Annotated in this window: 24 protein-coding genes and 1 tRNA gene; 9 read left to right on the forward strand and 16 right to left on the reverse strand. The window is 69.7% G+C overall.

Annotated features, from left to right (window positions below):
• Nucleotides 1-195 (forward strand): hypothetical protein (locus tag LSF15_RS11165; protein ID WP_232498616.1); only part of this gene is annotated, 195 nt, incomplete at its 5' end.
• Nucleotides 196-341: 146 nt separating this feature from the next.
• Entirely contained in the window at nt 342-2276 is a 1935-nt protein-coding gene (locus tag LSF15_RS11170; RefSeq protein ID WP_232498617.1) for a YhgE/Pip domain-containing protein, read from the forward strand.
• A 56-nt stretch (nt 2277-2332) separates the two neighbouring features.
• On the opposite strand, the gene LSF15_RS11175 is transcribed toward LSF15_RS11170, so the two are convergent.
• From LSF15_RS11175 to LSF15_RS11195, 5 genes are all read right to left on the reverse strand, one after another.
• Entirely contained in the window at nt 2333-4618 is a 2286-nt protein-coding gene (locus LSF15_RS11175; protein WP_232498618.1) for a transglycosylase domain-containing protein, read from the reverse strand.
• Nucleotides 4619-4736: 118 nt separating this feature from the next.
• Nucleotides 4737-5675: a cytochrome b/b6 domain-containing protein gene (locus LSF15_RS11180; protein WP_232498619.1), complete on the reverse strand. Its 939-nt coding sequence runs from the start codon at nt 5673-5675 to the stop codon at nt 4737-4739.
• 271 nt (nt 5676-5946) lie between these two features.
• Nucleotides 5947-6018: transfer RNA gene (locus tag LSF15_RS11185), tRNA-Gln, on the reverse strand.
• Nucleotides 6019-6139: 121 nt separating this feature from the next.
• Nucleotides 6140-7654, reverse strand: a complete 1515-nt coding sequence (gene gltX / locus LSF15_RS11190) for a glutamate--tRNA ligase (RefSeq protein ID WP_232498620.1) — start codon at nt 7652-7654, stop codon at nt 6140-6142.
• Nucleotides 7655-7665: 11 nt separating this feature from the next.
• Nucleotides 7666-8607: a LysR family transcriptional regulator gene (locus LSF15_RS11195; protein ID WP_232498621.1), complete on the reverse strand. Its 942-nt coding sequence runs from the start codon at nt 8605-8607 to the stop codon at nt 7666-7668.
• Between the two features lie 82 nt (nt 8608-8689).
• On the opposite strand from LSF15_RS11195, the gene LSF15_RS11200 reads away from it, so the two are divergent.
• Nucleotides 8690-9748, forward strand: coding sequence for an aminotransferase class V-fold PLP-dependent enzyme (locus LSF15_RS11200; protein WP_232498622.1), 1059 nt, complete (start codon nt 8690-8692; stop codon nt 9746-9748).
• On the opposite strand, the gene LSF15_RS11205 is transcribed toward LSF15_RS11200, so the two are convergent.
• Nucleotides 9732-10424, reverse strand: a complete 693-nt coding sequence (locus LSF15_RS11205; protein WP_232498623.1) for a helix-turn-helix transcriptional regulator — start codon at nt 10422-10424, stop codon at nt 9732-9734. The two genes, LSF15_RS11200 and LSF15_RS11205, sit on opposite strands and share 17 nt — an antisense overlap.
• The gene (locus tag LSF15_RS11210) at nt 10405-10902 is read right to left on the reverse strand and encodes a group III truncated hemoglobin (RefSeq protein ID WP_232498624.1); all 498 of its coding nucleotides are present in this window, start codon (nt 10900-10902) and stop codon (nt 10405-10407) included. Before LSF15_RS11210 ends, LSF15_RS11205 begins: the two co-directional genes overlap by 20 nt.
• Before the next feature lie 111 nt (nt 10903-11013).
• On the opposite strand from LSF15_RS11210, the gene LSF15_RS11215 reads away from it, so the two are divergent.
• A complete protein-coding gene (locus tag LSF15_RS11215; RefSeq protein ID WP_232498625.1) occupies nt 11014-11463 on the forward strand; it encodes a cupin domain-containing protein in 450 nt (149 codons plus the stop codon).
• Nucleotides 11460-11957, forward strand: a complete 498-nt coding sequence (locus LSF15_RS11220; RefSeq protein ID WP_232498626.1) for a hypothetical protein — start codon at nt 11460-11462, stop codon at nt 11955-11957. The genes LSF15_RS11215 and LSF15_RS11220 overlap by 4 nt, the downstream gene beginning before the upstream one ends.
• A gap of 36 nt (nt 11958-11993) precedes the next feature.
• Here the strand turns inward: LSF15_RS11220 and LSF15_RS11225 are convergent, their stop codons facing one another.
• Nucleotides 11994-12764 carry a fumarylacetoacetate hydrolase family protein gene (locus LSF15_RS11225; protein WP_232498627.1) on the reverse strand — a complete coding sequence of 257 codons (771 nt, stop codon included), beginning with the start codon at nt 12762-12764 and terminating at the stop codon, nt 11994-11996.
• A 102-nt stretch (nt 12765-12866) separates the two neighbouring features.
• Complete coding sequence (locus LSF15_RS11230; RefSeq protein ID WP_232498628.1) at nt 12867-14246, reverse strand: HNH endonuclease signature motif containing protein; 1380 nt, start codon at nt 14244-14246, stop codon at nt 12867-12869.
• 6 nt (nt 14247-14252) lie between these two features.
• On the opposite strand from LSF15_RS11230, the gene LSF15_RS18820 reads away from it, so the two are divergent.
• Complete coding sequence (locus LSF15_RS18820; RefSeq protein ID WP_269756392.1) at nt 14253-14375, forward strand: hypothetical protein; 123 nt, start codon at nt 14253-14255, stop codon at nt 14373-14375.
• Nucleotides 14376-14392: 17 nt separating this feature from the next.
• On the opposite strand, the gene LSF15_RS11235 is transcribed toward LSF15_RS18820, so the two are convergent.
• Together LSF15_RS11235 and LSF15_RS11240 are read right to left on the reverse strand one after the other, a co-directional pair.
• Nucleotides 14393-15508: a branched-chain amino acid aminotransferase gene (locus LSF15_RS11235; protein ID WP_232498629.1), complete on the reverse strand. Its 1116-nt coding sequence runs from the start codon at nt 15506-15508 to the stop codon at nt 14393-14395.
• 24 nt (nt 15509-15532) lie between these two features.
• Entirely contained in the window at nt 15533-16594 is a 1062-nt protein-coding gene (locus LSF15_RS11240) for a 3-isopropylmalate dehydrogenase (RefSeq protein WP_232498630.1), read from the reverse strand.
• A 138-nt stretch (nt 16595-16732) separates the two neighbouring features.
• On the opposite strand from LSF15_RS11240, the gene LSF15_RS11245 reads away from it, so the two are divergent.
• A complete protein-coding gene (locus tag LSF15_RS11245; RefSeq protein ID WP_232498631.1) occupies nt 16733-16987 on the forward strand; it encodes a DUF6458 family protein in 255 nt (84 codons plus the stop codon).
• 9 nt (nt 16988-16996) lie between these two features.
• Here LSF15_RS11245 and LSF15_RS11250 read toward each other — a convergent pair whose 3' ends face one another.
• A complete protein-coding gene (locus tag LSF15_RS11250; RefSeq protein ID WP_232498632.1) occupies nt 16997-18574 on the reverse strand; it encodes an MFS transporter in 1578 nt (525 codons plus the stop codon).
• A gap of 89 nt (nt 18575-18663) precedes the next feature.
• Between LSF15_RS11250 and LSF15_RS11255 the strand changes: the two genes are divergently transcribed.
• Nucleotides 18664-19227 carry a TetR/AcrR family transcriptional regulator gene (locus LSF15_RS11255; protein ID WP_232498633.1) on the forward strand — a complete coding sequence of 188 codons (564 nt, stop codon included), beginning with the start codon at nt 18664-18666 and terminating at the stop codon, nt 19225-19227.
• A gap of 108 nt (nt 19228-19335) precedes the next feature.
• On the opposite strand, the gene serA is transcribed toward LSF15_RS11255, so the two are convergent.
• The 4 genes from serA to LSF15_RS11275 form a co-directional block, all read right to left on the reverse strand.
• The gene (gene serA, locus LSF15_RS11260) at nt 19336-20925 is read right to left on the reverse strand and encodes a phosphoglycerate dehydrogenase (RefSeq protein WP_232498634.1); all 1590 of its coding nucleotides are present in this window, start codon (nt 20923-20925) and stop codon (nt 19336-19338) included.
• A 134-nt stretch (nt 20926-21059) separates the two neighbouring features.
• A complete protein-coding gene (locus LSF15_RS11265) occupies nt 21060-21419 on the reverse strand; it encodes a hypothetical protein (RefSeq protein WP_232498635.1) in 360 nt (119 codons plus the stop codon).
• Nucleotides 21416-21895: a hypothetical protein gene (locus LSF15_RS11270; RefSeq protein ID WP_232498636.1), complete on the reverse strand. Its 480-nt coding sequence runs from the start codon at nt 21893-21895 to the stop codon at nt 21416-21418. The genes LSF15_RS11265 and LSF15_RS11270 overlap by 4 nt, the downstream gene beginning before the upstream one ends.
• Before the next feature lie 80 nt (nt 21896-21975).
• Nucleotides 21976-22368, reverse strand: a complete 393-nt coding sequence (locus LSF15_RS11275) for a hypothetical protein (protein ID WP_232498637.1) — start codon at nt 22366-22368, stop codon at nt 21976-21978.
• Nucleotides 22369-22481: 113 nt separating this feature from the next.
• Here LSF15_RS11275 and LSF15_RS11280 point away from each other — a divergent pair, with 113 nt between their 5' ends.
• Nucleotides 22482-26690 (forward strand): nSTAND1 domain-containing NTPase, encoded by a 4209-nt coding sequence (locus LSF15_RS11280; RefSeq protein WP_232498638.1) that lies wholly within the window; start codon nt 22482-22484, stop codon nt 26688-26690.
• Nucleotides 26691-26697 lie beyond the last annotated feature (7 nt).

Raw genomic sequence — 26697 nt, forward strand, 5'->3', positions numbered from 1 at the left:
ATTCCTAGACAGTTCTCACTGACCATCGCACGATGGCTCACCAACGTCTACGACGAAGGCGACCCTGCCGGAAACCCCACCACCCCAGGGGACGTCACCCACAACTTCGGCCGTGAACCCTGCGGCAACCTCCAGCGCTGCTACATTCGTGCCACCCTCAGGGACTGCGGTACCCGGCGGCACCGACGATGGTGACGCGCCATTCGCATGTCGGCCCTCCTGGCGGCGCGACATCCCGCAGATAGCGCGATGCGCACTCGATGACCCGCACCGTCATCGTCTTGCACCCACCCCGGGCGATGACGTGCGCCGTCGCGCCCGAGCGACCACAGGAGCCCTCAATGACGAGATTCGATTCCACAGCACACCAGCACGGCACGGGGGTGAAGGTCACGGCCGTGATCCTCGCGATCGCGCTCGTCGCACTCGCCGCGTTCTTCCTGCTCACGACCGGCAAGCTGCACGACGGAGCCACGCTGCTCTCTTCGGGCGCTGGAAAGGTCGGCGACGGTTCCACGCAGCTCGCCGACGGGGCCGCCCAGCTCTCGGCGGGCGCCGGTGACCTCGAAGACGGCGCGGCGAAGGCCGACGCGGGGGCCGACAAGGTCGCTGCAGGAGCCACGTCGGCAGCTGCCGGTGCCGCGAAGCTCCAGGCTGGTGCCGACAAGTCCGCAGCGGGCGCCTACGCCCTGGCCGACGGAGCCGCGACGAGTGCGAACGGGGCCTCGGAACTGAGCAACGGCGCCGGCCGGCTCGTCGCCGGAGCCGGCGACCTGGACAGTGGTGCCCAGCGATTGAACGCGGGCATCGGCTCCGCGAACTCCGGCGCCAATCGACTTTCGGCCGGCATCGGCGCCGCGAACACCGGCGCCGGCCAGCTCGCCGCCGGGATCGGCCGGGCGAACACCGGCGCCAACCTGTTGTCGGCCGGAATCGGCGCCGCGAACACCGGCGCAGGCCAGCTCTCCGCCGGAATCGGCGCCGCGAACACCGGCGCCGGACTCCTCGCGACCGGCAGTGCCGATCTCGCCGCCTCGACCGGCACGGTCGCCGCCGGCAACACCGCGCTCGCAGCGGGTGCCGCGAGCCTGTCCGCCGGGGTGTCGCAGCTGGCCGGTGGGGCGGCCCAGGCGAAAGCCGGTTCCGACACACTTGCCGGCGGCCTGACATCGCTCAAGACCGGCGTGGCGTCATTGCGGTCGAACGCGGCGACACTCGCGACGGGCGCAGCGACAGTGCATGGCGGTGCCCGGCAACTTGCGACGGCGAACAGTGAGCTGGCCTCGGGCCTCTCGGCCCTTCACTCCGCGCTGGTCGCCTCGGGCGCCGACGCCGCGCTCGTGGCGCAGGTCGCGCAGTGGCGCGACGGGTCGATCGCCGCCCGCGACGGCGCGTCGGGTCTCGCTGACGGAGCAGAGACGGTCGCATCCGGCATGACGCAGTTGAGCGGCGGCATCGCAGCGGCGAAGGGTGCAGTGGACTCGTTGGATGCGGGTGCCTCGACGCTCGCAAGCGCGCTCGGGCAGATCACGACGGGTAGCGCCGATGCGGCAGCGGGCTCGTCACGCCTCGCCGAGAACGCCGTCCTCCTCGCGAACGGATCCGGCCAGCTCGCCGCAGGAGCCCAGCTGCTCGGCACCAAGGCCGGCGAACTCGCCGCAGGCACCAACACCCTCTTCACCAAATCCGGCGAACTCGCCGCCGGCACCAACACCCTCTTCACCAAATCCGGCGAACTCGCCGCCGGCACCAACACCCTCTTCACCAAATCCGGCGAACTCGCCGCCGGCACCAACACCCTCTTCACCAAATCCGGCGAACTCGCCGCCGGCACGGATCGCCTTGCGACAAAGTCGGGCGAGCTCGCCGCAGGCGCCGGTCGACTGGCCGACGGCACGCAGCGACTCTCGACCGGAGCAGGCACGCTGTCGGTCGGCGCGAGCGCGCTGAGTGCGGGTGCGGGAAACCTCGCCGCGGGCACGAGCACCCTCTCGAGCGGCGCGGCAGAGCTCGCCGACGGCACGCAGCAGCTCGCCGACGGCAGCGCGACCCTCGCATCGGGCGCCGGCGAGCTCGCCGATGGCGCCGGCGAACTCAGTGACGGCAACGGGCAGCTCGCCACCGGCACCGAGACCCTCGCCGCCGGCACGTCGACGGTCTCGCCGATGACGCTGCTCCCCTGGCTGCTCGTGCTGCTCGGAGTGGCCGCTGCCGCAATCGCGGCGTGGATCGTGCACCGCGTACGGTTCCGCAGCGCGGAGACCGCGACGGCGTAGTCAGACACCGAACGGGGCGGTCGAGATCCTCGACCGCCCCGTTCGTGCGCCCGAGTTCAGTCGCCGCCGTCACCGCCGTTGCCGTTGCCGCCATTGCCGTTTCCGTTGCCCTGGCCGCCTCCGGGCCCATTGCCGTCGCCGTTGTTGCCGCCACCGCCGTCGGAATCGTCTCCGAAGGACTGGACCGGGCCGGGCGCTGCCTCGGTGAACCCGTCCCCGCCGTACTTCGCCGCGGCGACCGACATCACGATGGGCCACATGCGGTGCCGGGCCGTCGCCGCCTGCCCGCTGTCGAAGAACGTGCCGCGTTGATTGCGGTCGCCGGTGACACTGACGACCGCCGCCACGGTCGCGACCTTCGTGCTCGCGCCGGCCATCCAGGTGTCCTTTGCGCCATCGGTCGTTCCGGTCTTGCCGATGAGCGGCACGTACGGCACGGTGTTCTGGTCGGACTGCTGGGCGGTGCCGCTGGTCATGACGCGTCGCAGTGCGTAATGCATGCTGGCGGCGACCTCGGGCGAGACCGATGTCGAGCAGACGGACTTCGGCGGCGCGACCTCTTCGCCGTCGCGGCCGACGATGCGGTCGATGGCGATCGGGCTGCACGTCACGCCGTTGTTGGCGATGCCGGCGAACGAGACAGCGAGGCTCAACGGAGCAATCTCGTTCGTGCCGATCACCGTCGACGGAAACTGCTGGAGCGGGGTGCCATCCGCACGGTGCATCCCGAACGCTTCCGCCGTCTTCCGGATGCCGCAGAGGTCGAGCCTCTTCGCCATACCGACGAACCCGGTGTTGATCGAACCGATCGTCGACTCGAGAGCCGAGTAATTGCCGCCGGATTCGTTCGCGTCGTTCCTGGGGTTCCACCCTTCAGCGTTGGTGTTCCAGTCGCCGAGGCAGCTGTCGCGGAAGGTTCCCCAGTTGGACTTCACCGCCGAGTCGACGCGCTCATTGAGCGAATGACCCTCGTTCAGCCATTGTGCGAGCGTGAAGACCTTGTAGGTCGACCCGGGCTGGAACCCGCTCGACCCGCCCTGCGAGTAATCGGTGTTGTAGTTGATGCTCGTGTACTGCGGCCCCTTCTGCAGCACGAGCGGGTCTTGGCTGTACAGCTTGTTCTGCACCATGGCGAGCACCCGACCGGTGCCGACCTGCACACTCGAGATCACTCCCCCGACATCCCACCCGGGATAGGTCATCGGCACGTTCTCGCGCATCGCACGATCGGCGGCGACCTGCAGATCGAGGTCGAGCGACGTGTACACGTCGTAGCCTCCGCGTCGGAAGTTCATCATGCGCGTCTCGGCGTCTTCACCGAAGATCGGGTCGGTCTGGAGGATGTTCTTCACGTAGTCGCAGAAATACGCGTTCGTGCCCGCGGTGTGGCAGCCGGTGCTCGGCTCGACGATCTTCGGCTCGACCGGGGTGGCGACCGCCTCGTTGTACTGCTCGCGGGTGACCTTGCCGAGGGCGAGCATGCGGCCGAGAATGTAGTTGCGCCGGCCGAGGTTCTGCGCATAGCCGTTCGCCACACCGTTGGTCTCGCTGTTCGGCTTGTCGAGCTGGAACTTCACGGGGTTGTTCACGATCGCCACGAGCGACGCCGCCTGCGCGAGCGTGAGGTTCGACGCCGAAGCTCCGAAGTAGTAGTTCGCTGCCGCCTCGATGCCGTAGACCGTGCCGCCGAAGCCTGCGATGTTCAGGTAGCCGAGCAGGATCTCGTCTTTGCTGTAGCGCTTCTCGATGCCGATTGCGAGGCGCATCTCTTTGATCTTGCGATCGATGGTGGTCTCGGTCACTGCGTCGTAGCAGTCGTCCTGGACGGCTTCGTCGGGATTCAGCTCGCATTCCTGGACCCGCACGTTCTTGACGTACTGCTGGGCGATCGACGACCCGCCCTGCGTCTCGCGCCCGCTCGCGGTCGTCACCGCCGCACGCAGCGTGCCCTGGATGTCGACACCGCCGTGATCGTAGAAGCGCGGGTCTTCGCTCGCGATCGTCGCGTCCTTCACGTCCTGATCGATCGCGCTCCAGCTGACCTCGACCCGATTCTGGTCGTAGAACGACGCGAGCAGCACCGGCTTCTTGTCGTTGCCGATGGCGTAGATGTTGCTCTTCTCGGACAGTTCGTCGATCTCGAGGTATCCCGGCAGGTTGTCGAACATGCCGATGGTGCCGGATGCCGCAAGGCCGACCATCGCGATCGCCGGCGTCGCGGCGGCAACGACGAGCGCGGCGACCGCCGTGGAGGCAGCGACGAGCCCGATGAGCCCGCCGATGACGCCGACCGGAGTCCGCGTCTCGGCGAAATCCCGGTTGCGCTTGTTTCGTTCGACCATGGGCAGGGTCCCCCGCGGTGAGTGTGCGATCCGTCTGCATCAATGGAACCTCAGCGAACGCGCGCTGTCCAGCAGCGAGCGACGTGAGTCGCCGGGCGTCGGCCCGATGGGGCGGTGCTCAGCGGTGTGTTGCCGGCGGCTGGTGGGCGGGAGGCCGCTGCGGCTGCGGCATCCGTCGGACCGACCCGAACCGCTCGGCGACCGGTACCAGCAGCAGTGGCCGGGCGAGCACCCACCCGCCGACCATCGCGACGATCGAGAGCGCGAAGATCACGAACCCGACCCAGTCATCGCCCTCGCGCGCCGCGTACATGTGGTTGAGGTTGCGCAACGTGTTGGTCGCGAGCACGAGCACGACGTGCACGAACGTGAACAGCAGGAAGAACAGCATCACCGGGTAGTGCACCGCCCGGGCGAAGCGCTCAGGCGGGGCCTTCGCGAGCGCGCCCCGCATCGGCCAGCCCGGGGAGAGCCGAAGCCCCGTGAGGATGGCGAGCGGTGAGGCGATGAAGACGACGGCGAAGTAGGCGAGCACCTGCGCGTCGTTGTACGACACCCATGAGTTCTCGACAGGCCAGTCGAGCGAGAGGTATTGCAGCGCGACCGAGATCGAGTTCGGCACCACCGACCAGTCGGTGGGAACGATGCGCACCCACTGGCCCGTGGCGAACAGCAGCACGACGTAGACGACGCCGTTCAGCACCCAGAATGCGTCGACCACGAGGTGCAGCCACACCGAGATGCCGAGGCGGCGCGGAGCGCCGTCGGTGCGCGGCCAGCGGGTGTTGTCGCGCGTCCAGAACGCCGGCGGGCGCACTTTCGACCGGACGATCAGGCCCGTGCGCACGATCATCACGAGCAGGAAGGCGTTGAAGAAGTGCTGCCACGCCAGCCAGGCCGGGATGCCCACCGGTGCATCGTCGGGCAGTACGCTGTGGCCGGGATACTCCGCGATGAACGCCTGCACCCCCGGCAGGGTGCGCAGACCGCGCGCGATGAGGACGGCGATGCCGAGCAGGAGCACCGCGCCGCCCGCGATCAGGAGGAGGCGCTTCACGGAGAGACCCGCGAACGCGGAGCGCGAGGATGACGGCACGCCTCACAGCGTGACAAACGCGGCGGTCGGATGCAAACCCGGATGTCACGCAGGCTCGCATGCGCGGCGAGTGGCATCGTGGGCGCTGCTTCGACTCAACCCGGCAGGAGCCGCGTCGTGCCACCTCGAGGCCTGGGGCGCGGGGCGCGCGAGCCCCGGCCGCGGGTCGCGCATGCGACCCGGAGCATGAAGAAAGCCCGGAATTCCCGGGCTTCGATCACTGCAGAATGTGCTGGGGTACCTGGACTCGAACCAAGAACAACGGTACCAGAAACCGCCGTGTTGCCAATTACACCATACCCCAATGGCCTGAAACCGAAGCCTCGGGCCGAGAGTCAACTGTAGCCTACCGGGCTGCCCCCGGCCAAACTGAGCTGGTCTCGATACGTGCCGCCCCGGGCGGCGCTCCTCGGCCGCCGGGCGGGCTACGCGATGAGCGCGGCGAGCCGGTCGATGCGTGCGAGCGAGTCGACCTTGCCGAGGATCTGCATGGACTCGAACAGCGGCGGTGAGACGCGCCGCCCCGAGACCGCCGTGCGCACCGGACCGAACGCCACGCGCGGCTTCAGCCCGAGTCCGTCGATGAGGGCGCCGCGCAGCGCCTCCTCGATCTCGGCGTGTGTCCACGCCTCGGCAGGAAGCCGGTCGAGTGCATCGCGAGCGGCGACGAGCACGGCGGACGCGTCTGCCGGGAGCGCACCGACGGCGGCTTCGTCGAATTCGAGCGACGCGGCATCGGTGAACAGGAAGCCGAGCATGCCGGGTGCCTCGCCGAGCAGGCCGATGCGCTCCTGCACGAGCGGCGCGGCCTCGACGAGGATCGCCTCCTCGCCGGGCGTGATCGGCGAGGAGACGGCGCCCGACGCCTGCAGGTAGGGCACCGTGCGTGCCGAGAAGTCGGCGACGTCGAGCTGGCGGATGTGGTCGCCGTTGATGGCCTCGGCCTTCTTGAGGTCGAATCGTGCCGGGTTCGGGTTGACGTTCTCGACGTCGAACGCGGCGACGAGCTCGTCGCGGCTGAACACGTCGCGGTCGGCCGAGAAGCCCCAGCCGAGAAGCGCGAGGTAGTTGAGCAGGCCCTCGGGGATGAACCCGCGGTCGCGGTGGTGGAAGAGGTTCGACTCGGGGTCGCGCTTCGAGAGCTTCTTGTTGCCATCGCCCATGACGTAGGGCAGGTGGCCGAAACGCGGGATGAACGACGTCACCCCGATGTCGATGAGTGCGTGGTAGAGCGCGATCTGCCGCGGCGTCGAGCTCAGCAGGTCTTCGCCGCGCAGCACGTGCGTGATGCCCATGAGCGCATCGTCGACGGGGTTCACGAACGTGTAGAGCGGCACGCCGTTCGGGCGCACGGCCACGAAGTCCGTCGTCGATCCGGCGGGAAAGTCGATACGGCCCCGAACGAGGTCGTCGAAGGCGAGCTCGACGTCGGGCACGCGCATGCGCAGCGCGGGCTCGCGCCCCTCGGCGCGGAATGCCGCACGCTGCTCGTCGGTGAGGTCGCGATCGAAGTTGTCGTAGCCGTGCTGCTTGGGACGGCCGTTGGCCTCGTTGCGTGCGTCGATCTCTTCGGCGGTCGAGTAGCTCTCGTAGAGGTGGCCTGCGGCCTTCAGCTGCTCGATGATGCCTGCGTAGACGTCACCGCGCTGCGACTGCCGGTACGGGCCGTGCGGCCCGCCGACGTCGATGCCCTCGTCCCAGGTCAAGCCGAGCCAGGTGAGCGCGTCGATGATCTGCTCGTAGCTCTCTTCGCTGTCGCGCGCAGCGTCGGTGTCTTCGATGCGGAACACGAACGTGCCGCCGGTGTGGCGTGCGTAGGCCCAGTTGAAGAGGGCGGTGCGCACGAGACCGACGTGCGGCGTGCCGGTCGGTGAGGGGCAGAAGCGCACACGGATGTCGCTACCGGTGGCCTGGGTGAGGGGGTGGGCTGTCTCAGACATACCCTTCAATGCTAGCGACCGGCGAGCCCCTCGAGCGCGGCGATCGCGGCACCGACGGCGGGCACCCGTTCGGCGCCCTTCGCGGTGACGAGATGCAGCGACCGCACATCGGCGTGGGCGGTCGGCCGCACGACGACTCCGCGATGACGCGGTGAGGCGGCGAGCGCGAGGTCGGGCAGCAGTGCCACCCCGAGCCCTTGCGCGACCATGCCCTCGACGGCGACGAAGTTGTCGGTCTCGAACGCGATGCGCGGCACGAAGCCCGCGGTGGCGGCCAGCTCGAGCAGGTGACCGCGGCAGCGGGGGCAGCCGGCGATCCAGGGTTCGTCGCGCAACTGCTCGAGACCGACGACCTCATCAGCGGCCGCAGGGTGAGTGACGGGCAGCACCAGTCGCATCGGCTCGTCGCCGAACGGGCGAACCTCGAGGCCGCGGGCGCTCGCCCGATGGGGGTCGTCGCGGTCACCCGGATAGCTGAACGTGAGCGCGAGGTCGGCGCGATCGACGCGCACGGCCGCCACCGCCTCGGGCGGTTCCGCCTCGACGTAGGTCAGGTCGAGACCGGGATGCGAGGCCGTAAGCCGCGCGATGAGTCGCGGCACGAGCGTCGCCGACGCCGACGGGAAGGCGACGAGCCGCACCCGTCCCGTGCGCAGGCCGCGGATCTCGGCGAGCTCGCCGGCTGCCTCCTCGAGTGCCGTCGCGACGGCGTTGGCGTGTCGCGCGAGCACCCGGCCCGATTCGGTCAGGCGGATGCCCCGGCCCACGCGCTCGACGAGCGCGATGCCGGTGCGCTCCTCGAAGCGGCGCAGCTGCTGGCTCACGGCGGGCTGGCTGTACCCGAGCGCCTCGGCGGCTGCGGTGAGCGAGCCGCGCTCGGCGATCTGGCGCACGACGCGCACGGTCTGCAGGTCGAGCGCGGCGGCGAGTGCTTCGGTCGAGGCATCCGACATGCCTGAATCATAATCGAAGGGAATGCATGTGATCCAATACTGGCGGTTGTCGAATGAATGTCTCCCGCCAAGACTTGACGGCATGCACCCATCACGCGATCGTTTCTCGGCCGGTCGGGGCTATCTCGCGGCCTGCACGCTCGGCCTGCCCGCCGACGTGACCCGCGACGCCGTGCGCCGTGACCTCGAACGCTGGTCGGCGGGCGAGGCGACCGCCGCCGACTACTCGTCGGCACTCGAACGCGCTCGCGGCCACGCCGCAACCCTGCTCGGCACGCGCGCCGACCGCATCGCAACCGGTTCGCAGGTCTCGGTGTTCGCCGGGCTCGCCGCGGCGTCGGCTCCGGCGGGCGCCGAGGTACTCTGCGTCGACGGCGACTTCTCGTCGGTCGTCGCACCGTTCCTCGCGCGGGGCGACCTGCGGGTTCGGCACGTGCCACTCGGCGCGCTCGCCGATGAGATCACCCCGTCGACCTGGCTGGTCTCGTACTCGCTCGTGCAGTCCGCCACGGGCGAGGTCGCCGACGCGGCATCCGTCGCCGAAGCGGCTCGCGCGGCCGGCGCGCTCATCCTGCTCGACACCACGCAGGCCACCGGGTGGATGCCGACGACCGGCCTCGACGCCGACCTCATCGTCTGCCACGCCTACAAGTGGCTCGGTGCTCCGCGCGGCGCCGCGTTCGCCGCCGTCAGCGACCGCGCCGTCGACGAATTCATTCCGCACACCGCGGGCTGGTACTCGGGCGACGACCCGTGGGCGTCATGCTACGGCCCGGAGCTTCACCTCGCCGAGGGTGCCCGCCGGTTCGAGGTCTCCCCCGCATGGCATGCCTGGGCCGGGGCCGAGGCGGCCCTCGGGTTCGCGGCCGCGCTCGACATGCGCGAGGTGCAACTGCACGATGTCGGGCTCGCGAACGCATTCCGCGAGCGGCTCGGGCTCGCGGCATCCGACAGCGCCATCGTGACGTGGCCCGACGCCGACGGCAGCGACCTCGCGGCGCTCACCGCGTCGGGCGTGGTCGCCTCGGGGCGCGCAGGCCGGGCGCGCGTCGCCTTCCACCTCTGGAACGACGAAGACGATGTCGCAAGCGCGGCCGCCGCCGTCACCGGGCGGCGGATGCCGCTCAGCGCCTCGCGCTGAGCGCGACGAGGCAGCGCTCGGGCGTCACGAAGGGCATCAGGCGCGCTTCGATCGGCGGGTGGTTCGCGTCGGATGCCTCGCCCGCGAGCACTTCGCGGATGAGCCCGTCGTGCACCGAGCAGACGATGTTGCGGTGAGCTCGCGCAGACTCGCGGAACGGACAGGCGTGCAGTGCGATACCCTCTGGGGTCGCCTCGGGCGCGAAGCCGAGCTCATCGAGGATGCGGGTGAGGCGGACCGGCGGATCGGCTTCGTGCGCCTCGAGGCTCGCCGCCCAGCGTCGCCCGGCCGAGCGAGCGAGCGAGCGCCCCGCGTCGGCGCCCTGCGCCTCGAGCGTCTCGGCGAGCACCTCGATGAGTCGGTCGCGCGCGCGCTCGTCGCGGGCGCGGGGATCAGCGTCGGCGACGAGTGCGTACCGCAACCGCGGGCGTCCCCGGCGCGCGGTGCGTTCGGCGGTCGCGGCGACGACGCCGGCCTCGACGAGTTGATCGAGGTGGAAGCGCGCCGTCGTGACGTGCACGCCGAGCGCCTCGGCGAGAGCGGCGGCGTCGACGGGCGCTGACACCTCGCGCAGCGCGGCGAGCACGCGACGCCTCGCCGACGACAGGAGGGCGAGCGAAGCCGGCTCGCCGTGGCCGCCGCGCGGGGGGACCTCGTCAGTCGCGGCCGAGCGCATCGAGAACTCCCTCGTACTCGAGCTTTCCGCGGGTCGAGAGCGTCTCGAAGCTCGAACCCGAGCGCCCCTCCAGGCGGCGGCGGATCGACCCGGCGATGCGCCGGGCCTGCGTCTTCGCCCGTTCGGCCGCATCGCCCGTGAACTGCTCGTCGACGTTCGCGACCCAGAGGTCGAGCCAGCGGTCGAAATGCGCCGCGCCGAGCGGGGACTTCGCGTGAAGACCGACGTGCAGCGCGAGCGCGTTGCGCCGGTAGGCGCCCGTGCGGAAGAGCACCGTCTCCCAGAAGTCGCACATGATCGGGAGATGGTGGTTGAGGTCCATCCGCGCCACCTCGGTGAAGATGGGGCCGATGAGCGGGTCGGCGAACGCTTTGCGGTAGAAGGCGTCGACGAGCCGGGCGATGTCGTCGCGGTCGCGGATGTCGCGGGATTCGCGTCCCTCACTGGGTTCGCGGCGTTCGCTCGGCTGCGGTGTCATGGCTCAAGCCTAACGATTTTCCGCGAATAAACCGGACTCTGATACGTTAAATTCAACTGGATCTCGAGCGATCGGGAGTCGAGACATCGGATTCGTCGGAAGGATCGGGCTATGGACTCGGGCTATCGGATCATCGCCGCGGACGAGGCGCACCTCTTGGATGAGCTGCCGCCGGAGGACGGCGAGGTGCGCACCCGCCGGGTCTTCGCACACGACGGAGTCTCGCTCGTGCTCATCAGCCTCGGCCGCGGTGCCGTGCTGCGCGACCACACTGCGGTGGCGCCGATCCTCATCCGCGGGCTGTCGGGGCGCTCGGTGGTCACGATCGGCGATGACCGCGTCGACCTCGCGGTCGGCGCGATCGTGCAACTCGACACCGGTGTGCGGCACGCCGTCGAGGCGATCGGGCCGGCGCAGCTCCTGCTCACCGTGCTCGGCACGGGGCGCGGGCGCGCACGCGGGGGGCGTGCCTCGATCGCCGCCGACAGCGGCGCGCCCGCAGCGGCAGCGGGCGCGATTTCGGTGGCAGAGCCGGTCGATTCGGCTGAGGCCGGGCGGTGACCGCTGCATCGACGGTCGCCGTCAGATCCAGCATCCGGCCCACCGCCGTGGGCGAGGCGCTCGGCGTCGCACTCGTGATCGCCGGCGGGCTCGTCGCTGCAGTAGCCGGGCCGCTGCAACTCGAGCGCGGCAGTTGGCTCGCCGCCTACCTCGTGCTCGTCTGCGGCGTCGCCCAGTGCCTCGTCTTCCGATCGTTCGCGCACGTCGGCTGGGCCAACGGCCGTCGGGGGTGGGGCGCGCTCGCGGCCTGGAATGCGGGCAACCTGCTCGTCATGGTCGGCGCGCTCGCACGTCTGCCGTTGGTCGCCGATGTCGGCGGGCTGCTGCTCGTCGTACCGCTCGTGGCCGCACTGAGGGCGACCTTCGCGACGCCCCCGGCTTCGCGAGTGTCGGCGGGGCGCTCGACCCGTGTACTCGCGAGACTCGTGCTGGCCGCGGTGCTCATCGGCGTACCGGTCGGTCTCGTGCTGACGCACCTTCGTTCGGCCGGCTGACGAGCCGAAACGCCATCAGCCGCCGCCAAGCGCCGCTCAGGCGGAGCGCACCGAATTCGAGAGCGTGCCGAGGCCCGAGACCGTGACCTCCACGGTGTCACCGTCGACGATCGGGCCGACACCCGCTGGGGTGCCCGTGAGGATCACGTCGCCGGGCAACAAGGTGAACACGCTCGAGGCGTAGGCGACGATCGCGGGCACCGAGTGCACGAGGTCGGCGAGCCGCCCCTCCTGCTTGCGCACGCCGTTGACGCTCGTCTCGATGGTTCCGCCGACGAAGTCGACCTCGGTGTCGATCACCGGACCGAGCGGACAGAAGGAGTCGAACCCCTTCGCCCGCGTCCACTGGCCGTCGCGTCGCTGCAGGTCGCGAGCGGTGACGTCGTTCGCGATCGTGTACCCGAAGATCACGTGCTCGGCATCGGCCTCGCTGACGTTCTTCGCGATGCGCCCGATGACCACTGCCAGTTCGCCCTCGTGCTCGACCCGCTCGCTCTGCTTCGGCAGCACGATGGCGTCGTCTGGCCCGATCACCGACGTGTTCGGCTTCAAGAACAACAGCGGCTCGGCCGGGGCCTCGCCTCCCATCTCGGCGGCGTGGTCATGGTAGTTCCTGCCGACCGCGACGACCTTCGACCGTGGGATCACCGGAGCGAGCAGCTTCACCTCACCAAGGGGCACACGCTCGCCCGTGGGCTCGTAGCCCGCGAACATCGGGTCGGCCTTCAGCACGACGAGTTCGTCCTCCTCCTCGTCGATGATGCCGAACGAGATGGTCTCACCATGGCTGAACCGCGCGATCTTCATGCGCTCAAGACTAGAGCTTGGCGCTCGGGGGTGGTCAGGCACTCAAGGCGTCGAAGAACTGCAACATCGACCGGTGTTCGCATCGAGCACGGTGCCCCGAGATCAGAAGGGCGGCGGGTCGGTGTATGCGCGGCCGGTGGGACTCAGCCAGGTGACGGTGTCGTCGCGGTTCTTGGTGTGAGTGAACTGGCTGGCATGTTTGAGGCGGTGATCGCCCCGGCATGCGGGGCTGAGGTTGTCGGCGTTCGTGGCTCCGCCGTGTTGCCAGTCGATCTGGTGATCGATATCGGCGCTGATGGCGAGTCGATCGCAACCCGGCCTCGTGCAGCGGCCGTGCGTGAGGGTGAGCCAGAGGCGTTGCGCCTTCGTGGGCCGGTATCTCGTGCGGTCGAGCGCCAGCGGAGCCGCGGTGATCGGGTCGACGGCGAGCCGCAGGAACGAGGGCGCATCGGCGAACAACTGCCGGGCGGTCGCGACATCGATCGGGCCGACCCCGTCGAGCATGCCCGGCGCCGTGTCGACCCCTGCGATGCTCAACACCGGGACGGTGACGATCACTTCGGCGCGAGCCGCGCTCGGGGTGCCGTCGCCGGCCAGCCACGCCACCGCGGCGTCAGCACGCAACTGGTCGAGGTTGCGCGGCTCGTCGGCCGCGCCGACGTCGCGTCGGGCGGTCGCGTCGAGCCTGGCCCACACTCGGGCCGCGTCGACCTGGCTGGTGTACAGGCTCACCCACGCCATGCCGTCATCGACATGCTCGACCACGACCCGACGCTGCGCGAACGCGCGCGTGTGCCGCACCTCGAGGCGGTCGCGCTCGAGCCCGGCTCGCACCGTGCGAGCCCGCTGCCGGAACCGCGCCGTGCTCACGGTGCCGATCACCGAGGAGAGCGCGTCGTCGAGCTCGGCAAGACGCGCATCACCCGCGCCGAACCCGGCCGCCGCGTCGACCGCGACCCTGGCATCGACATACCCGGCGACCCCATCGACGAACCGGGCCCACACTCCCGGCAACCGGGTCTGCAACACCGTCGCCTCGTGCGCCCGGGTTCGGATCGTGCCCGCCGGAACCTGCAACCGCATCGACAACTCGGCTGCCGCCGCCCGCACCGCCAGCTCCGCCGCATCCGACCCCGCGCACGCGTGGCCCCGCAGATACAGCCCCGGTTGCCGCGCCGCCAGAGCGAGAGCCCGGGCGACCGCATCAAGATGGGCGGCCATCGCCCAGTTCACCTCGAACTGCGCCGACTCGGCCGCATCCAACGCGGAACACAATTCCGCGAACGCGTCAGCCGGAGCTGACGCCTCCGAGAACTCGAACCACGCATCCGACTCGAACGGAGACACGTCGAACGACGTCGCATCTGAATCAGCGGCCCCTTCTGGACCCACGGCCGCCTCGGACTCGAAGAACGCAGTCAGATCGACACCCGCGAGCGGGTCGAGCAGCCCGGCCCCTGCGTTGTCGAATGTCTCTGCCATGGAACGATGATCCCAGCACCCACCGACATCGAACGCAATTTCGAGGCATCCGAATCGGTCTGCACCCGCGACGACGACAGCGGCCTCGAGCAGATCGACGCGCACCCCCGCGCCCCCTGGTCAGGTTGAGCTTCGCGCAGCCGGACTCACGCGTCGAGGCGGGTCAGCCAGCCGTGACGGTCTTCGACGCGGCCGTATTGGATGCCGGTGAGCTCTTCACGGAGCGACAGTGCAAGCTCTGAAGCGGCGTCGCCCGCGTGCACGATCTCGAAGTCCTCTGCGAGCAAGCGCCCGATGGGCGTGATCACGGCGGCAGTACCGCACGCGAACGCACCCACGATGTCTCCGGATGCCGCTCCTTCGCGCCACTCGTCGATCGTCACCCGCCGGCTCTCGACCGCGTGCCCACGGTCGCGCGCGAGCTGCAGCACCGAGTCGCGCGTGATGCCCTCGAGGATCGAGTCGGACTCGGGGGTGACGAGCGTGCCGTCCCTGTAGACGAGCACGACGTTCATGCCGCCGAGCTCCTCGAGGTACGTGCCTTCATCGAGGAACAGCACCTGCTGGCAGCCGTGCTCGGCCGCCTCGGCCTGCGGCAACAGCGAAGACGCGTAGTTGCCGCCGGTCTTCGCAGCACCCGTGCCGCCCTTGCCGGCTCGCGCGTACTTCGTCGACAGCCAGATCGACACCGGCTGCACACCGCCGTGGAAGTACGCGCCGGCGGGGCTCGCGATCACGTAGTAGGCGACCTTCTTCGCGGGACGCACGCCGAGGAACGCCTCTTTCGCGAACATGAACGGACGCAGGTACAGGCTCGTCTCGGGCGCGCTCGGCACCCAGTCGGCGTCGACCGCGATGAGCTGCTTGAGCGACTCGATGAAGATCTCGCTCGGCAGCTCGGGCAGCGCGAGACGCGCCGCCGATCGCTGCATGCGCGCCGCGTTCTCGTAGGGCCGGAACGTCCAGACCGATCCGTCGGCGTGACGGTAGGCCTTCATGCCCTCGAAGATCTCCTGCGCGTAGTGCAGCACTGCAGCCGAAGGGTCGAGTGCGATCGGGCCGTAGGGCGAGACGCGCGGGCGATGCCAGCCGCCCTTCTCACTCCAGCAGACGTCGACCATGTGGTCGGTGAAGTGGTTGCCGAAGCCCGGGTCGGCGAGGATCGCGTCGCGCTCGGCGGGCGTCTTCGCCTGCTCGTTGCGCGTGACCTGCCAGATGAGCCCTGCGGCCGACGGTGCCTGGAGCGGGAGGTTGATCGTCATGATGGTCTTCTTTCGTGCGCTGGATCAGTCGAGTGCGCCGATTCGGGCGACGATCGCGTCGCCGACCTCGGAGGTCGATCGTTTCGCGTCGCCGCGTTCGGCGACATCGGCGGTGACCGCCTCGCGGACCTTCGAGGCGACCTCTGCCCGACCGAGGTGGTCGAGCAGGAGTGCGATCGAGAGGATCGCGGCGGTGGGATCGGCGATGCCCGTGCCGGCGATGTCGGGTGCGGAGCCGTGTACCGGCTCGAACATGCTGGGGAATCGGCCGTCGGGGTTGATGTTGCCCGAGGCTGCGAGGCCGATGCCGCCGCTGATCGCGCCGGCCAGATCGGTGAGGATGTCGCCGAAGAGGTTGTCTGTGACGATGACATCGAATCTAGCAGGATCGGTGACGAGGAAGATCGTCGCCGCGTCGACGTGCAGGTAATCGACGGTCACCTCGGGGTACTCGGCCGCGACGGCGTCGACCGTGCGCTTCCAGAGCGAGCCGGCGAACACGAGCACGTTGGTCTTGTGCACGAGGGTGAGCCGCTTGCGCGGGCGAGCGGATGCCGCGGCGAACGCGTATCGCACGACCCGTTCGACCCCGTAGGCGGTGTTGACCGAAACCTCGTTGGCCACCTCATGCGGCGTACCCGCACGGATCGCGCCGCCGTTGCCGACGTAGGGCCCCTCGGTCCCCTCGCGAACGACGACGAAGTCGACGTCGCCGGGATCCGCGAGCGGGCTCGCGACACCGGGGTAGAGCACCGACGGCCGCAGGTTGACGTAGTGATCGAGCTCGAAGCGCAGCCTGAGCAGCAGCCCGCGCTCGATGTTGGCGCCGACGAGTCGCGGATCGCCGGGCACGCCCCCGACCGCGCCGAGCAGGATCGCGTCGTGTCCCTTGATCGCCGCGAGGTCGTCGTCGGTCAGCACGTCGCCGGTTTCGAGGTAGCGCTGGGCACCGAGTGAGAAGCGAGTCTGCTCGAACACGAGATCGGTGCCCTCGGTCACCGCGGCGAGCACCCTGAGTGCCTCGCCGACGACCTCTGGACCGATCCCGTCACCGGGAATCACCGCGAGCTTGACCGCTTCACCCATGAATGCTCCTCCGAATGTCAACCCCTCCAGCGTACTGTCCACGAGTGTGGCCTCTCGATACACTCGGGCTCAAGACGAGGCATCCGCCTCATCGAGAGCCGCGGCCCACGAGACCGCCGAAGAGAAAGCAGGACCCACATGAGTATCGGCCTCGGAATCGTGCTCGTCGTCATCGGCGCGATCCTCACCTTCGCGCTCAACATCAGTGTCGAATGGATCAACCTGCAACTGGTCGGCTACATCCTCATGGCGGCGGGCGTCATCGTGATCATCTTCGGCATCGTGCTGCTGGCACGCCGCCGCCGAACGGTGGCGACCTCTCGCACCACGGTCGACCCGGCGACCGGAGACCAGGTCACCCGCAACGAGCGGTCCACGCCCGAAGAGCTCTGAGCGGTTCGCTCACTCCACGTGCGATTCCGCCCGCGCGGGCGTCGGGTTGCGCAGGGATACCGCCCCGATGATCGCGGCGACGACCATGAGCGCGACCCCGATCAGCGAGGTCACGACGACCCCCTGGTCGAAGGCGAGCGCAGCGGATGTCGCAAGCTGGTCGGCGATCGATGCCGGAAGCTGCTCGGCCACGGTGACTGCGCCCGCGAGCGTCTCGCGAGCCGTTTCGGCTTGGGCGGCCGTCAGTGCGCCGGGAAGTTCGATGGCCGCGCGGTAGTGCGCCGCCAGGATCGACCCCAGCGCAGCGGTTCCGAGCACGGCGCCGAGCTCATAGGCGGTCTCGGAGACCGCTGACGCGGCGCCCGCCTTCGCCGGCGGTGCGCTCGAGAGGATGAGCTCGTTGGAGACGGTCTCGGCCGCGCCGATTCCGACGCCGAGCAGCACGAACGCGATGACGAGCGGGGCGATCGAGTCGGCGGTCGCGTTGGACGCGACGATCGCGTACCCGGTGGCCGAGAGCCCGAGCGCCACGGGAACGATGACACGGGGCCGCACCCGTCGGGCGATCGGCACGACGACGAGGCCCGCGACGATCATCGCGACGAGCCCGGGCAGGAGTGCCAGCCCGGCCGCGACCGGACTGAGTCCAGAGATCAGTTGCAGGTGCTGCGAGACGAAGAAGAGGAACCCGACGAGCGCGATGACGCTGAACAGGTTGATGAGCACCGCACCGCCGAACGATCCCTTTCGGAACAGCCGCACGTCGAGCATGGGCGAGCCGCTGCGCAGCTGACGGCGTACGAACCAGGCGCCTGCGGCGACGCCGACCGCGATCATGAGGATGCCTCCCCCGGCGACCCCCTCGGTCGCGAGCGACTTGATGCCGTACACGACCGGTCCCATTGCGGCCAGCGAAAGCAGCACGCTCACGAGATCGATGCGACCCGGCGCGGGATCGCGGCTCTCGGGGATGAGCAGCGGCACGAGGATGAGCATGGGTACCAGCACCGGCACGGCGAGCAGGAACACCGATCCCCAGTGGAAGTGCTCGAGCAGCACCCCGCCTACGATGGGGCCGAGGGCCGAGCCGGCCGCGAATCCCGACGCCCAGATCGCGATCGCGAGTCTGCGCTGCTCGCGATCGGCGAAGACCGTGCGCAGCAGCGAGAGCGTCGACGGCATCAGCATCGCGCCGAAGAAGCCGAGGGCCGCCCGCGCCGCGATCAGCGCCTCGGCGGTCGGCGCGAACGCCGCGGCGACCGAGACCACGGTGAACCCGATCGATCCGACCAGCAGCATGCGACGGCGACCGTAGCGGTCGCCGGCGCTGCCCATCGCGACCAGCAGCCCGGCGAGCACGAGCGGATAGGCGTCGATGATCCAGAGCTGCTGCGCCGCCGTGGGAGCCAGGTCACGCGAGATCGCGGGCAGGGCGAAGCTCAGCACGGTGTTGTCGACCGAGACGAGCAGCGTCGGCAGCATGAGCACGGCGAGGGCGAGCCAGGCTCGGCGAGGTGCTCGGGCGCGCGCAGCGGAGCTCGGCGCCTGTACCGGCGCGGGGCGTGTCGTCTGGGTGAGGTCGGTCATGCTCTACTCGTTCGTCGTGGTTCTGTTACTGTACCGTCCGGTTGGTATAGTAACAGCATGAGCACCCAGCCGTCCACCACAATGGGGTCATGAGCCGCCCCCCAGTCGCCCGCGAGGCGGTTCTCGACGCCTTCGAGCGCATCATCATCGCCGAGGGCGAGCGCGCCGCGACGCTCGACGCCACCGCCCGCGCCGCCGGCGTCTCGAAGGGTGGTCTGCTCTACCACTTCGGCTCGCGGCATGCGCTCATCGCCGGGCTCATCGAGCGGTTGCATCGACTCGTCGACGACGACGTCGACCTCATCCACACCGCTCCCGAGGGCGCGATCTCATACTTCGTACGCTCGTCGGTCGACGTCAAGTCGCCCCTCGATCACAGCTTCGTCGCCACCGTGCGCCTCGCGCAGGGCGGCGACCTGCAGGCTGCCGAGGCGATCGATGCCGTGCAGTCGCGGTGGCTCATCGAGATCAGGCGGCATGTCGCCGACCCGTCGCTCGCCCTGGCGATCACGCTCATCGGCGACGGGCTCTACCACCATGCCGCGCTCCAGGCCGACCTCGGTTCCCGCATCGACGCCGACGACCAGGTCGGCCCGGCAGAGATGGACGCCCTCGTCGCCCTGCTCGAGCGCATCGCCCGCGACGCACGTTGACACGACGGATGCCCCGACACCAACGCTGCGGACAGCGCCGCGCCGAGGCATCCGGAACATCGATGGTCTCGATACGGCCCTGGCGGGCCGACTCGATCGACGAAGTCGCTACTCGGTGATGTCGACCTCGACGAAGAGCGTCGCGTCGATCGCCTCGCGCACGCGGTCGAGCACGTCGGTCGGCACGGGCGAATCGACCGTGAGCACGCTCAGTGCCGAGCCGCCGGCCTCGCGGCGCGCGATCTGCATGCCGGCGATGTTGATGCCGGCGTCTCCGAACTCCTGGCCGTAGACCGCGACGATGCCCGGGCGGTCGGTGTACTCCATGATGATGTGCGTCGTCGCGATCGGCACCTCGATCTCGAAGCCGTTCACACCGACGAGCTTCTCGATCTGCTTCGGACCGGTGAGCGTGCCCGCGACCGAGACCTGCGTGCCGTCGGCGAGCGCGCCCGTCAGCGTGATGACGTTGCGGTACTCGGGCGAATCGGGCGAGGTGATGAGGCGCACCTCGATGCCCCGTTGCTCGGCGAGCAGCGGCGCGTTCACGTACGACACCGTCTCGCTCACGATGTTCGTGAACAGGCCTTTGAGGGCGGCGAGTTTCAGCACGCTCACGTCGTAGTCGACGAGCTCGCCGCGCACCTCGATGTCGATGCTCGTGAGCCGGCCGTGGGCAAGACCCGCGAACAGCTGGCCGAGCTTCTCGACGAGCGGGATGCCCGGACGGACGTAGGGGTCGATGACCCCGCCGGCCACGTTGACCGCGTCGGGGACGAGTTCGCCGGCAAGGGCCAGGCGCACCGACTTCGCGACCGAGACGCCCGCCTTCTCTTGCGCCTCGTCGGTCGACGCGCCGAGGTGCGGCGTGACGATGACGTTGGGCAGGGCGAGCAGGGGTGACTCGCGCGGCGGCTCCGCGACGAACACATCGAGGCCGGCGCCGCCGATGCGCTTCGCGACGAGCGCGTCGTGCAGCGCTTCCTCGTCGATGAGGCCGCCGCGGGCGACGTTCACGATGAACGCCGTCGGCTTCATCTTCTCGAGCTGCTCGGTGCTGATCATGCCCGTGGTCTCGGGGGTCTTCGGCATGTGGATGGTGATGAAGTCGCTGCGCTCGAGCAGCTCGTCGAGACTCACCGTCTGCACGCCGAGCTGCTGCGCCCGTGCCGCAGTGATGTAGGGGTCGTAGGCGATGATCTCGGTGCCGAACGCCTGCAGGCGGGCGGCGATGAGCGCGCCGATGCGGCCGAGGCCGATAATGCCGATGGTCTTCTCGTAGAGCTCGGTGCCCGTGTAGTGCGACCGCTTCCACTCGCCCTGGGCGAGCGCGGCGTGCGCGGCGGGGATGTGCCGTGCGAGGCTCAGGATGTGCCCGACGGTGAGCTCGGCCGCCGAGATGATGTTCGACGTCGGGGCGTTCACGACCATGACGCCCGCGGTCGTGGCGGCCTTGATGTCGACGTTGTCGAGCCCGACGCCCGCGCGGGCGATGACCTGCAGCTTCGGTGCCGCGGCGATCGCCTCGGCGTCGACCTTCGTCGCCGAGCGCACGAGGATCGCGTTCGCATCGGACAGCGCGTCGAGCAACGCTGGACGGTCGGTGCCGTCGACGTTGCGGATCTCGAAGTCGGGCCCCAGGGCGTCGACGGTGGCGGGCGAAAGTTCTTCGGCGATCAGCACGACCGGCTTTGACACGTACGGTTCCTTCGGGACGATGCGCGACTCGCGCGCCAACGAGAGCGCCCCCGCCTTTGGCGGCGCCGATACCGGCACTACTTTACGGGAGAGGCTGTCGCGCAGCCGACTCCGTGACGTCACGGGACGTGCCGTCAGGGGACGACGATGCCGCCACTGACGTTGAGCAGCACCGTCAGCGTGAGGAACAGCGCGGCCGAGACGGCGAGGCCCGCCAGGTACAGCGCGGCCTTCGCGACGACCCCACGCCGCCGGCCGAGCGCGAACGCCGCGACGAACGAGGCGACCGGCGCGAGCAGAGCCGCAATGAGCAGCACCCAGCCGACGGCCGAGAAGGCGAGACCCAGGCCGGTGAGCTGCACGATCGACCCCACGACCTCCCACACGTCGTAGGCGAAGAAGAGCCCGAACAGCACCGCGAGCGCGACGTCGAGCCAGAGCGGGGTGCGGGATTCTGCCGCCGATGGCATCACGTCTGCCGATTCGGCACTCATGCGGTCACCCCCAGCACGAACGCCACGGGCACGAGCACGATCGCACCGCCGATGAGCCACAGCAGGCGCGAGCGCCGACTGCCCGAGAGCCAGAACGAGAGCCCCAGCCAGAGCGCCGGTGCGAGCACCGCCAGCCACAGCCCGAGGGTGTACATCGCGTCGTCGACGATGCCGAGGCCAGGTGCCGGAGTGCGCATCGCGGTGATGAACCACCCGATCGTGTACAGCAGGTAGATGCCGCCGAGAATGCCGAGCACGACGAGTTCGACCGAACCGGTCTGCGCTGCGCCGGTGTGTTCGCTGTCGGATGCCTCGGCACGGGCTTCATCGTCGAGCGTCGTCGTCGAGTCATCCGTCGAGCCTTCAGTGTTGCCGACGAGCGGTACGGGCGTGCCGACGGTTTTCCACCCGGGGGCGAGCGTGGGGTCGTCGTCGCCCTCCCAGCGCAGTGCGTCGTCGTCGGGGTCGGGCGTCATGCGACCAGACTAGCCAGTCGGATGCGCCGCGACCCGCGTCGACGCACTGCCCGATCCGGGAGGCGCTCGGACAGGTCCAATCAGCCCGCGGAACGCTGCTCGGCGAGCTCGCGATACATCTGGGCGCGAGCCTCGGCGAGGTCGAGCATTCCCTGCGCCCGCTCTGCGTCGGCGGTGGCACGCTGCTCGGCGAGGTCGCGAGACAGCTGCGCACGGCTCTCGGCGAGATCACGCTGACCGGCGATCCGTTCGGCGTTGATCGCGGCGCGCTGCGTCGCGAGATCGCGAGACATCTGCGCCCGGCTCTCGGCGAGATCAGCGAGGCCCGACCGCAACTCGGCGACCTGCGCATTCGTGAGTTGTCGGACGGGTTCGGGAACGACCTGGGTGGCGCACGAAGCGAGTGCGAGCCCGGCCGTGACCGCGATGATCGCGGTGGCGATGATGCGCTGGGTGTTCTGCGTGGTGTTCATGACCGCACCATCTCGCAGGCCGGTACTCGTCGCGCTCGCGATCGGTACTCATCGGGTACTCGTGGTCACCACTCGTCGTTGACACCCCGGACCACCGGTTCGACACTTCTCTCGTGGGCATTCGCGTGCTCGGCGCAGTCGAGATCGACGAAGGACCGCTCAGCCCGCGAGCGCGGGCGGTGCTGTCGGTGCTAGTGCTGTGTCGCGGTGAGCCTGTCGCGCCGGCCGTGATCGCCGATGCGGTGTGGGGCGAGCATCCCCCGGCCACTTGGCCGAAGCAGGTGCAGACCACGATGGTCGGGCTGCGGGCGAGCCTCGGACGTTCGTCGATCGCCACCTCGTCGATCGGGTACGTGCTCGATGTGGACCCCGAGGCGATCGATGCGGTCCGGTTCGAGAGGTTGGCTCAGGCGGCTGCGGAGCTGCGCTCGCGCGGCGACCCCCAGCGCGCCGTCGACGACGGCCGGCGCGCCCTCGCGCTCTGGCGCGGCCCCGCGTACGGCGCGATCTCCTCATGGGAGCCTGCTGTCATCGAGTCGGCGCGTCTCGAGGAGGTTCGGAGCACGGCCGAGGAGGAGCTCGCGGCAGCGCACCTCGACTGCGGCGAACAGCACAGCGTGATCGCGGGCGCCGAAGCCCTGGTTCGCGAGCAGCCGCTGCGCGAACGCCGATGGAGCCTGCTCGCGACCGCGCTCTACCGCAGCGGACGGCAGGCCGACGCCCTCGCCACCCTTCGGGCCGCCCGCGTGCGATTCGCGGATGAGCTCGGGATCGAGCCCGGCCCCGAGCTCAGCGCCCTCGAGGCTGCGATCCTGCACCAGGATCCCTCGCTCCTGCCGCCGCCCCGCAGCCCGCAGCCGAGCGCGGACTGCCCGTACAAGGGCCTGCACCCGTACGGGATCGATGACGGGGAGGAGTTCTTCGGTCGGGATGCCGACATCGCGGCCATCCTCGCTCGCCTCGACCGTGCTCCGTTCATCGCGGTCTCGGGCCCATCGGGATGCGGCAAGTCGTCGCTCGTCCTCGCGGGCGTCGTCCCCGCCCTCGCCCGTCGGGGCCTCGCGGTGCAGGTGGTCTCACCCTCCCCCACGATCGCCGCGCAGCTTCGCGACGCGCTCTACAGCCGACGAAGCGCCGATGTCGTCGTCGTCGACCAGCTCGAGGAGCTGTTCCACGTCGGGTTCCCGCCCGACGAGGTGCACGGAGTCGGCGAGCTCATCGCCGAGGCGGCTTCGTCCCGGATCGTGGTGGCGACCGTTCGGTCGGATTTCCTTGACGAATGCAGCGCGGAACCGTCCCTCGCGGGCCTCCTCTCTGAGAGCGTGCAACTCGTCGGCGCGATGGACAAGCAGGACCTTCGCGCCGCGATCGAGCAGCCGGCACTGCGGGCCGGGCTGCGGCTCGAAGCCGGCTTGACGGAGTTGATCCTTCGCGATGCCTCCGGGCACAGCACCGCGCTCCCGCTGCTCTCTCACGCGCTCGTCGAGACGTGGCTCCGACGCGAGGCGAGCGTGCTGACGGTCGCGGGCTACGAGGAGGTCGGAGGACTGACCGGTGCGATCGCCCGCACCGCCGAGCACCTGTTCGACGAGCTCACACCAACGCAGCGAGACGTCTGCCGGTCGACGATGCTGCGGCTCGTTGAGCTGGGCCCCGACGGGCGGCCGATGCGCCGATACGCGAAGAGGAGCTCACTGAATGAAGACGCGGTGCGAGCGGCCGTCGTGGCCCGGCTGATTCACGCGCGACTGCTGAGCGCCTCCGACGACACCGTCGCCGTGACGCACGAACTCCTCGCCTTCGCCTGGCCGCGCTTGCACGACTGGCTCGAGGAGGACGCCGCGGGTGCACGCCTGCTCGGCAAGTTGACGCTGGCGGCAGACGCGTGGGAAGCCGACGGCGAGCGAGAGGACGACCTCTACCGAGGGGCCCGGCTCCAGAACGCCCTCGACTGGCGTTCGACATCGAAGCCCGACCTGACCTCGACCGAGTCCCGATTCCTCGACGCAGCAGAGCAGCGGGCCCGTCGCGAGGAGGCCGAAGCGCGCCTCCAGCTGCAGCGCGATCGGCGGCAGAACCGCCGTCTCCGCGTGCTGTTCGGAGCCACGGCCGCCCTGCTCGGGCTCTCGTTGCTCGCCTCCGTCCTCGTCGTCGGCGCGACGCAGGAGGCCGATCGCCAGCGCGAAGCCGCCGTCGTCGAGGCGACGGTCAGCACGTCGTTCGCGCTGCGCGGGTCCGAGCGCGACGTCGCCGCACTCATCGCGGCCGAGGCGTACCGGCGATGGCCCGATGACCCACGCACGAGAAGCGCCCTGCTCGGCGTCTTCACCGCCGCGCAGGGATTCCTCGGGAGCCGGTATGTGTCGGGGACGGATTCGATCGCGGGGGCGGTGATCGGGGATACCGGGCAGGCAGTCATCGTCCGCGACGACGAATCGGCCGCGGTCGTCGACATGGGGTCCGGGCGCTCGGTGCGTGAGCTCGACATCGGCGCACCGCCGGGTGGTTTCGGGCCTCCACCGCTCGTTCGGGTGAGCGCCGACGGACGTCTCGCCGCGATCCTCCGCCCCATCGATTCGCCGACGGACTTCACCGGAATCCCCGATTCCGGCCCCGACGAAACCTCCCAGTTCCTGCTCGTCGATCTGACGGCCAATCGCACCCGGCTGGGACCCGTCGCGCTCGACCTCGGGGTAGGAGCGCTCGCGCTGAGCCCCGACGGCCGACATGTCGCCGTCGCGGATTCGCGGTTCGAAGGACAGCTGGGCGTGGTCACGGTCGCGACGATCGACCTCGAGTCGGGCGAGTTCCGTCGGATCGAGGGGATCCATCAGTCTGCCCAACCGTTCTCGCGCTCCGTCGCCCTCGTCTTCACGCCAGACGGACGGCTCGTCGTCGGGACGGGCGCCACCCAACTCTCTGTCATCGACCCCGACTCGGTCGGCATCGTCGCGAGCATTCGGGTCCCGAGGGCGTCAGCCAACGCCGCCATGGCGGCGACGAGTGACGGCCGACTGATCGCCAGCGGCGACGACGCGCTCGTCGCGGTGGATCTCACGTCCGGGGACCTGCTGTGGTCCCAGGAGTTCGCTACTGCGCAACCAGCGCCATGTCCGTGGCTCACGGTCGCGCAGTCGCGGTCGACGGTCTTCTGCGGTGATCTCTGGGGCCGAATCGAGGAGCGCTCGCTCGACACGGGACTCCCGACCGGTCGCCACCTGGATCCGCAGCTCGGCGCGGTCGGCCCGCTCACCGTGTCCCCGAACGGCGACGAACTCGTCGCGATCGGCGCCGGGTCCTCGGCGATCTCCCGATGGCGCCTCGACGGCTCAGGGGCGATCACCCGGATGATCGCGCACGGACAGGTGGCGACTGGCGGCTACGACCCGTCGGGAACGTTGATCCTCGTGGCCGAACGCGCTCCCTGGGCGACGGAATGGAGCGATCTCACCCAGCACTCGGTGTGGGATCCACGCACGGACGCCACGCGCCTACGGGTTCCAGGGGTGGGCGGGTTCGTCGACTGGGTAGACACGGACGTGCTGCACGGGGTAATTCCCGGTTACACCGGCACCGGGTATTTCGACGCATCCACTGGAGCGCACCTCGAGGGCGACCCCGTTCCTTGGCCCCTGAACGTCTTGTTCCGCGATTCCGGGCGTCGCATCTACCTCGCCGACGGCACCGGTGCCATCACGCCGGTCGATCCAGGCACGCGACGGCACCTCGAGCCGGAGATGCACTTCGACGGCGTCACCGTCGCGATCAGTGCGAGTACCGATGGCGCCACGCTCGCCGTCACGACGGTCAAGGATGGAGTCTGCACCACCCGGCTGGTCGACGCCGCGACCGGCACGGCGATCTCGCGCGAGCTCATAGGGCCCGAGCTCACCGTTCTGGCAAGACCCGGCGAGCTGATCGCGGCCGACGACAACCGACTGTTGCGGTACAGCGTTCCCGACCTGGACCCGATCGACGCGCTCCCCGGCGTGAAGGGCGGCCTCGCGAGCCTGCAGGTCAGCGACGACCGCCGCACCCTCGTGGCGGGGGCGAACGACGATACCGTCACCCTCTACGACCTCGTAGCCGGGATCCGGCTCGGCGATCCGATCCCGAGCGAATCACCGCAAATCACCCCCGGGTACCTGCGACCGGACGGCCGGGAGCTGCTCGTGAACATGCGCGACGGCGTCGCCGTGTGGGACCTCGATCCGGACGCGCAGCTTCGTGCGGCCTGCCGCCTCGCCGGACGCGACCTCACCCGCGAGGAGTGGGCAACGCACTTCGGCGCTATCGCACCGTACCGTGAGACCTGCGGCTGACGCGGCG

This window comes from Agromyces humatus, from assembly GCF_021228295.1.
Taxonomy (GTDB): domain Bacteria; phylum Actinomycetota; class Actinomycetes; order Actinomycetales; family Microbacteriaceae; genus Agromyces; species Agromyces humatus.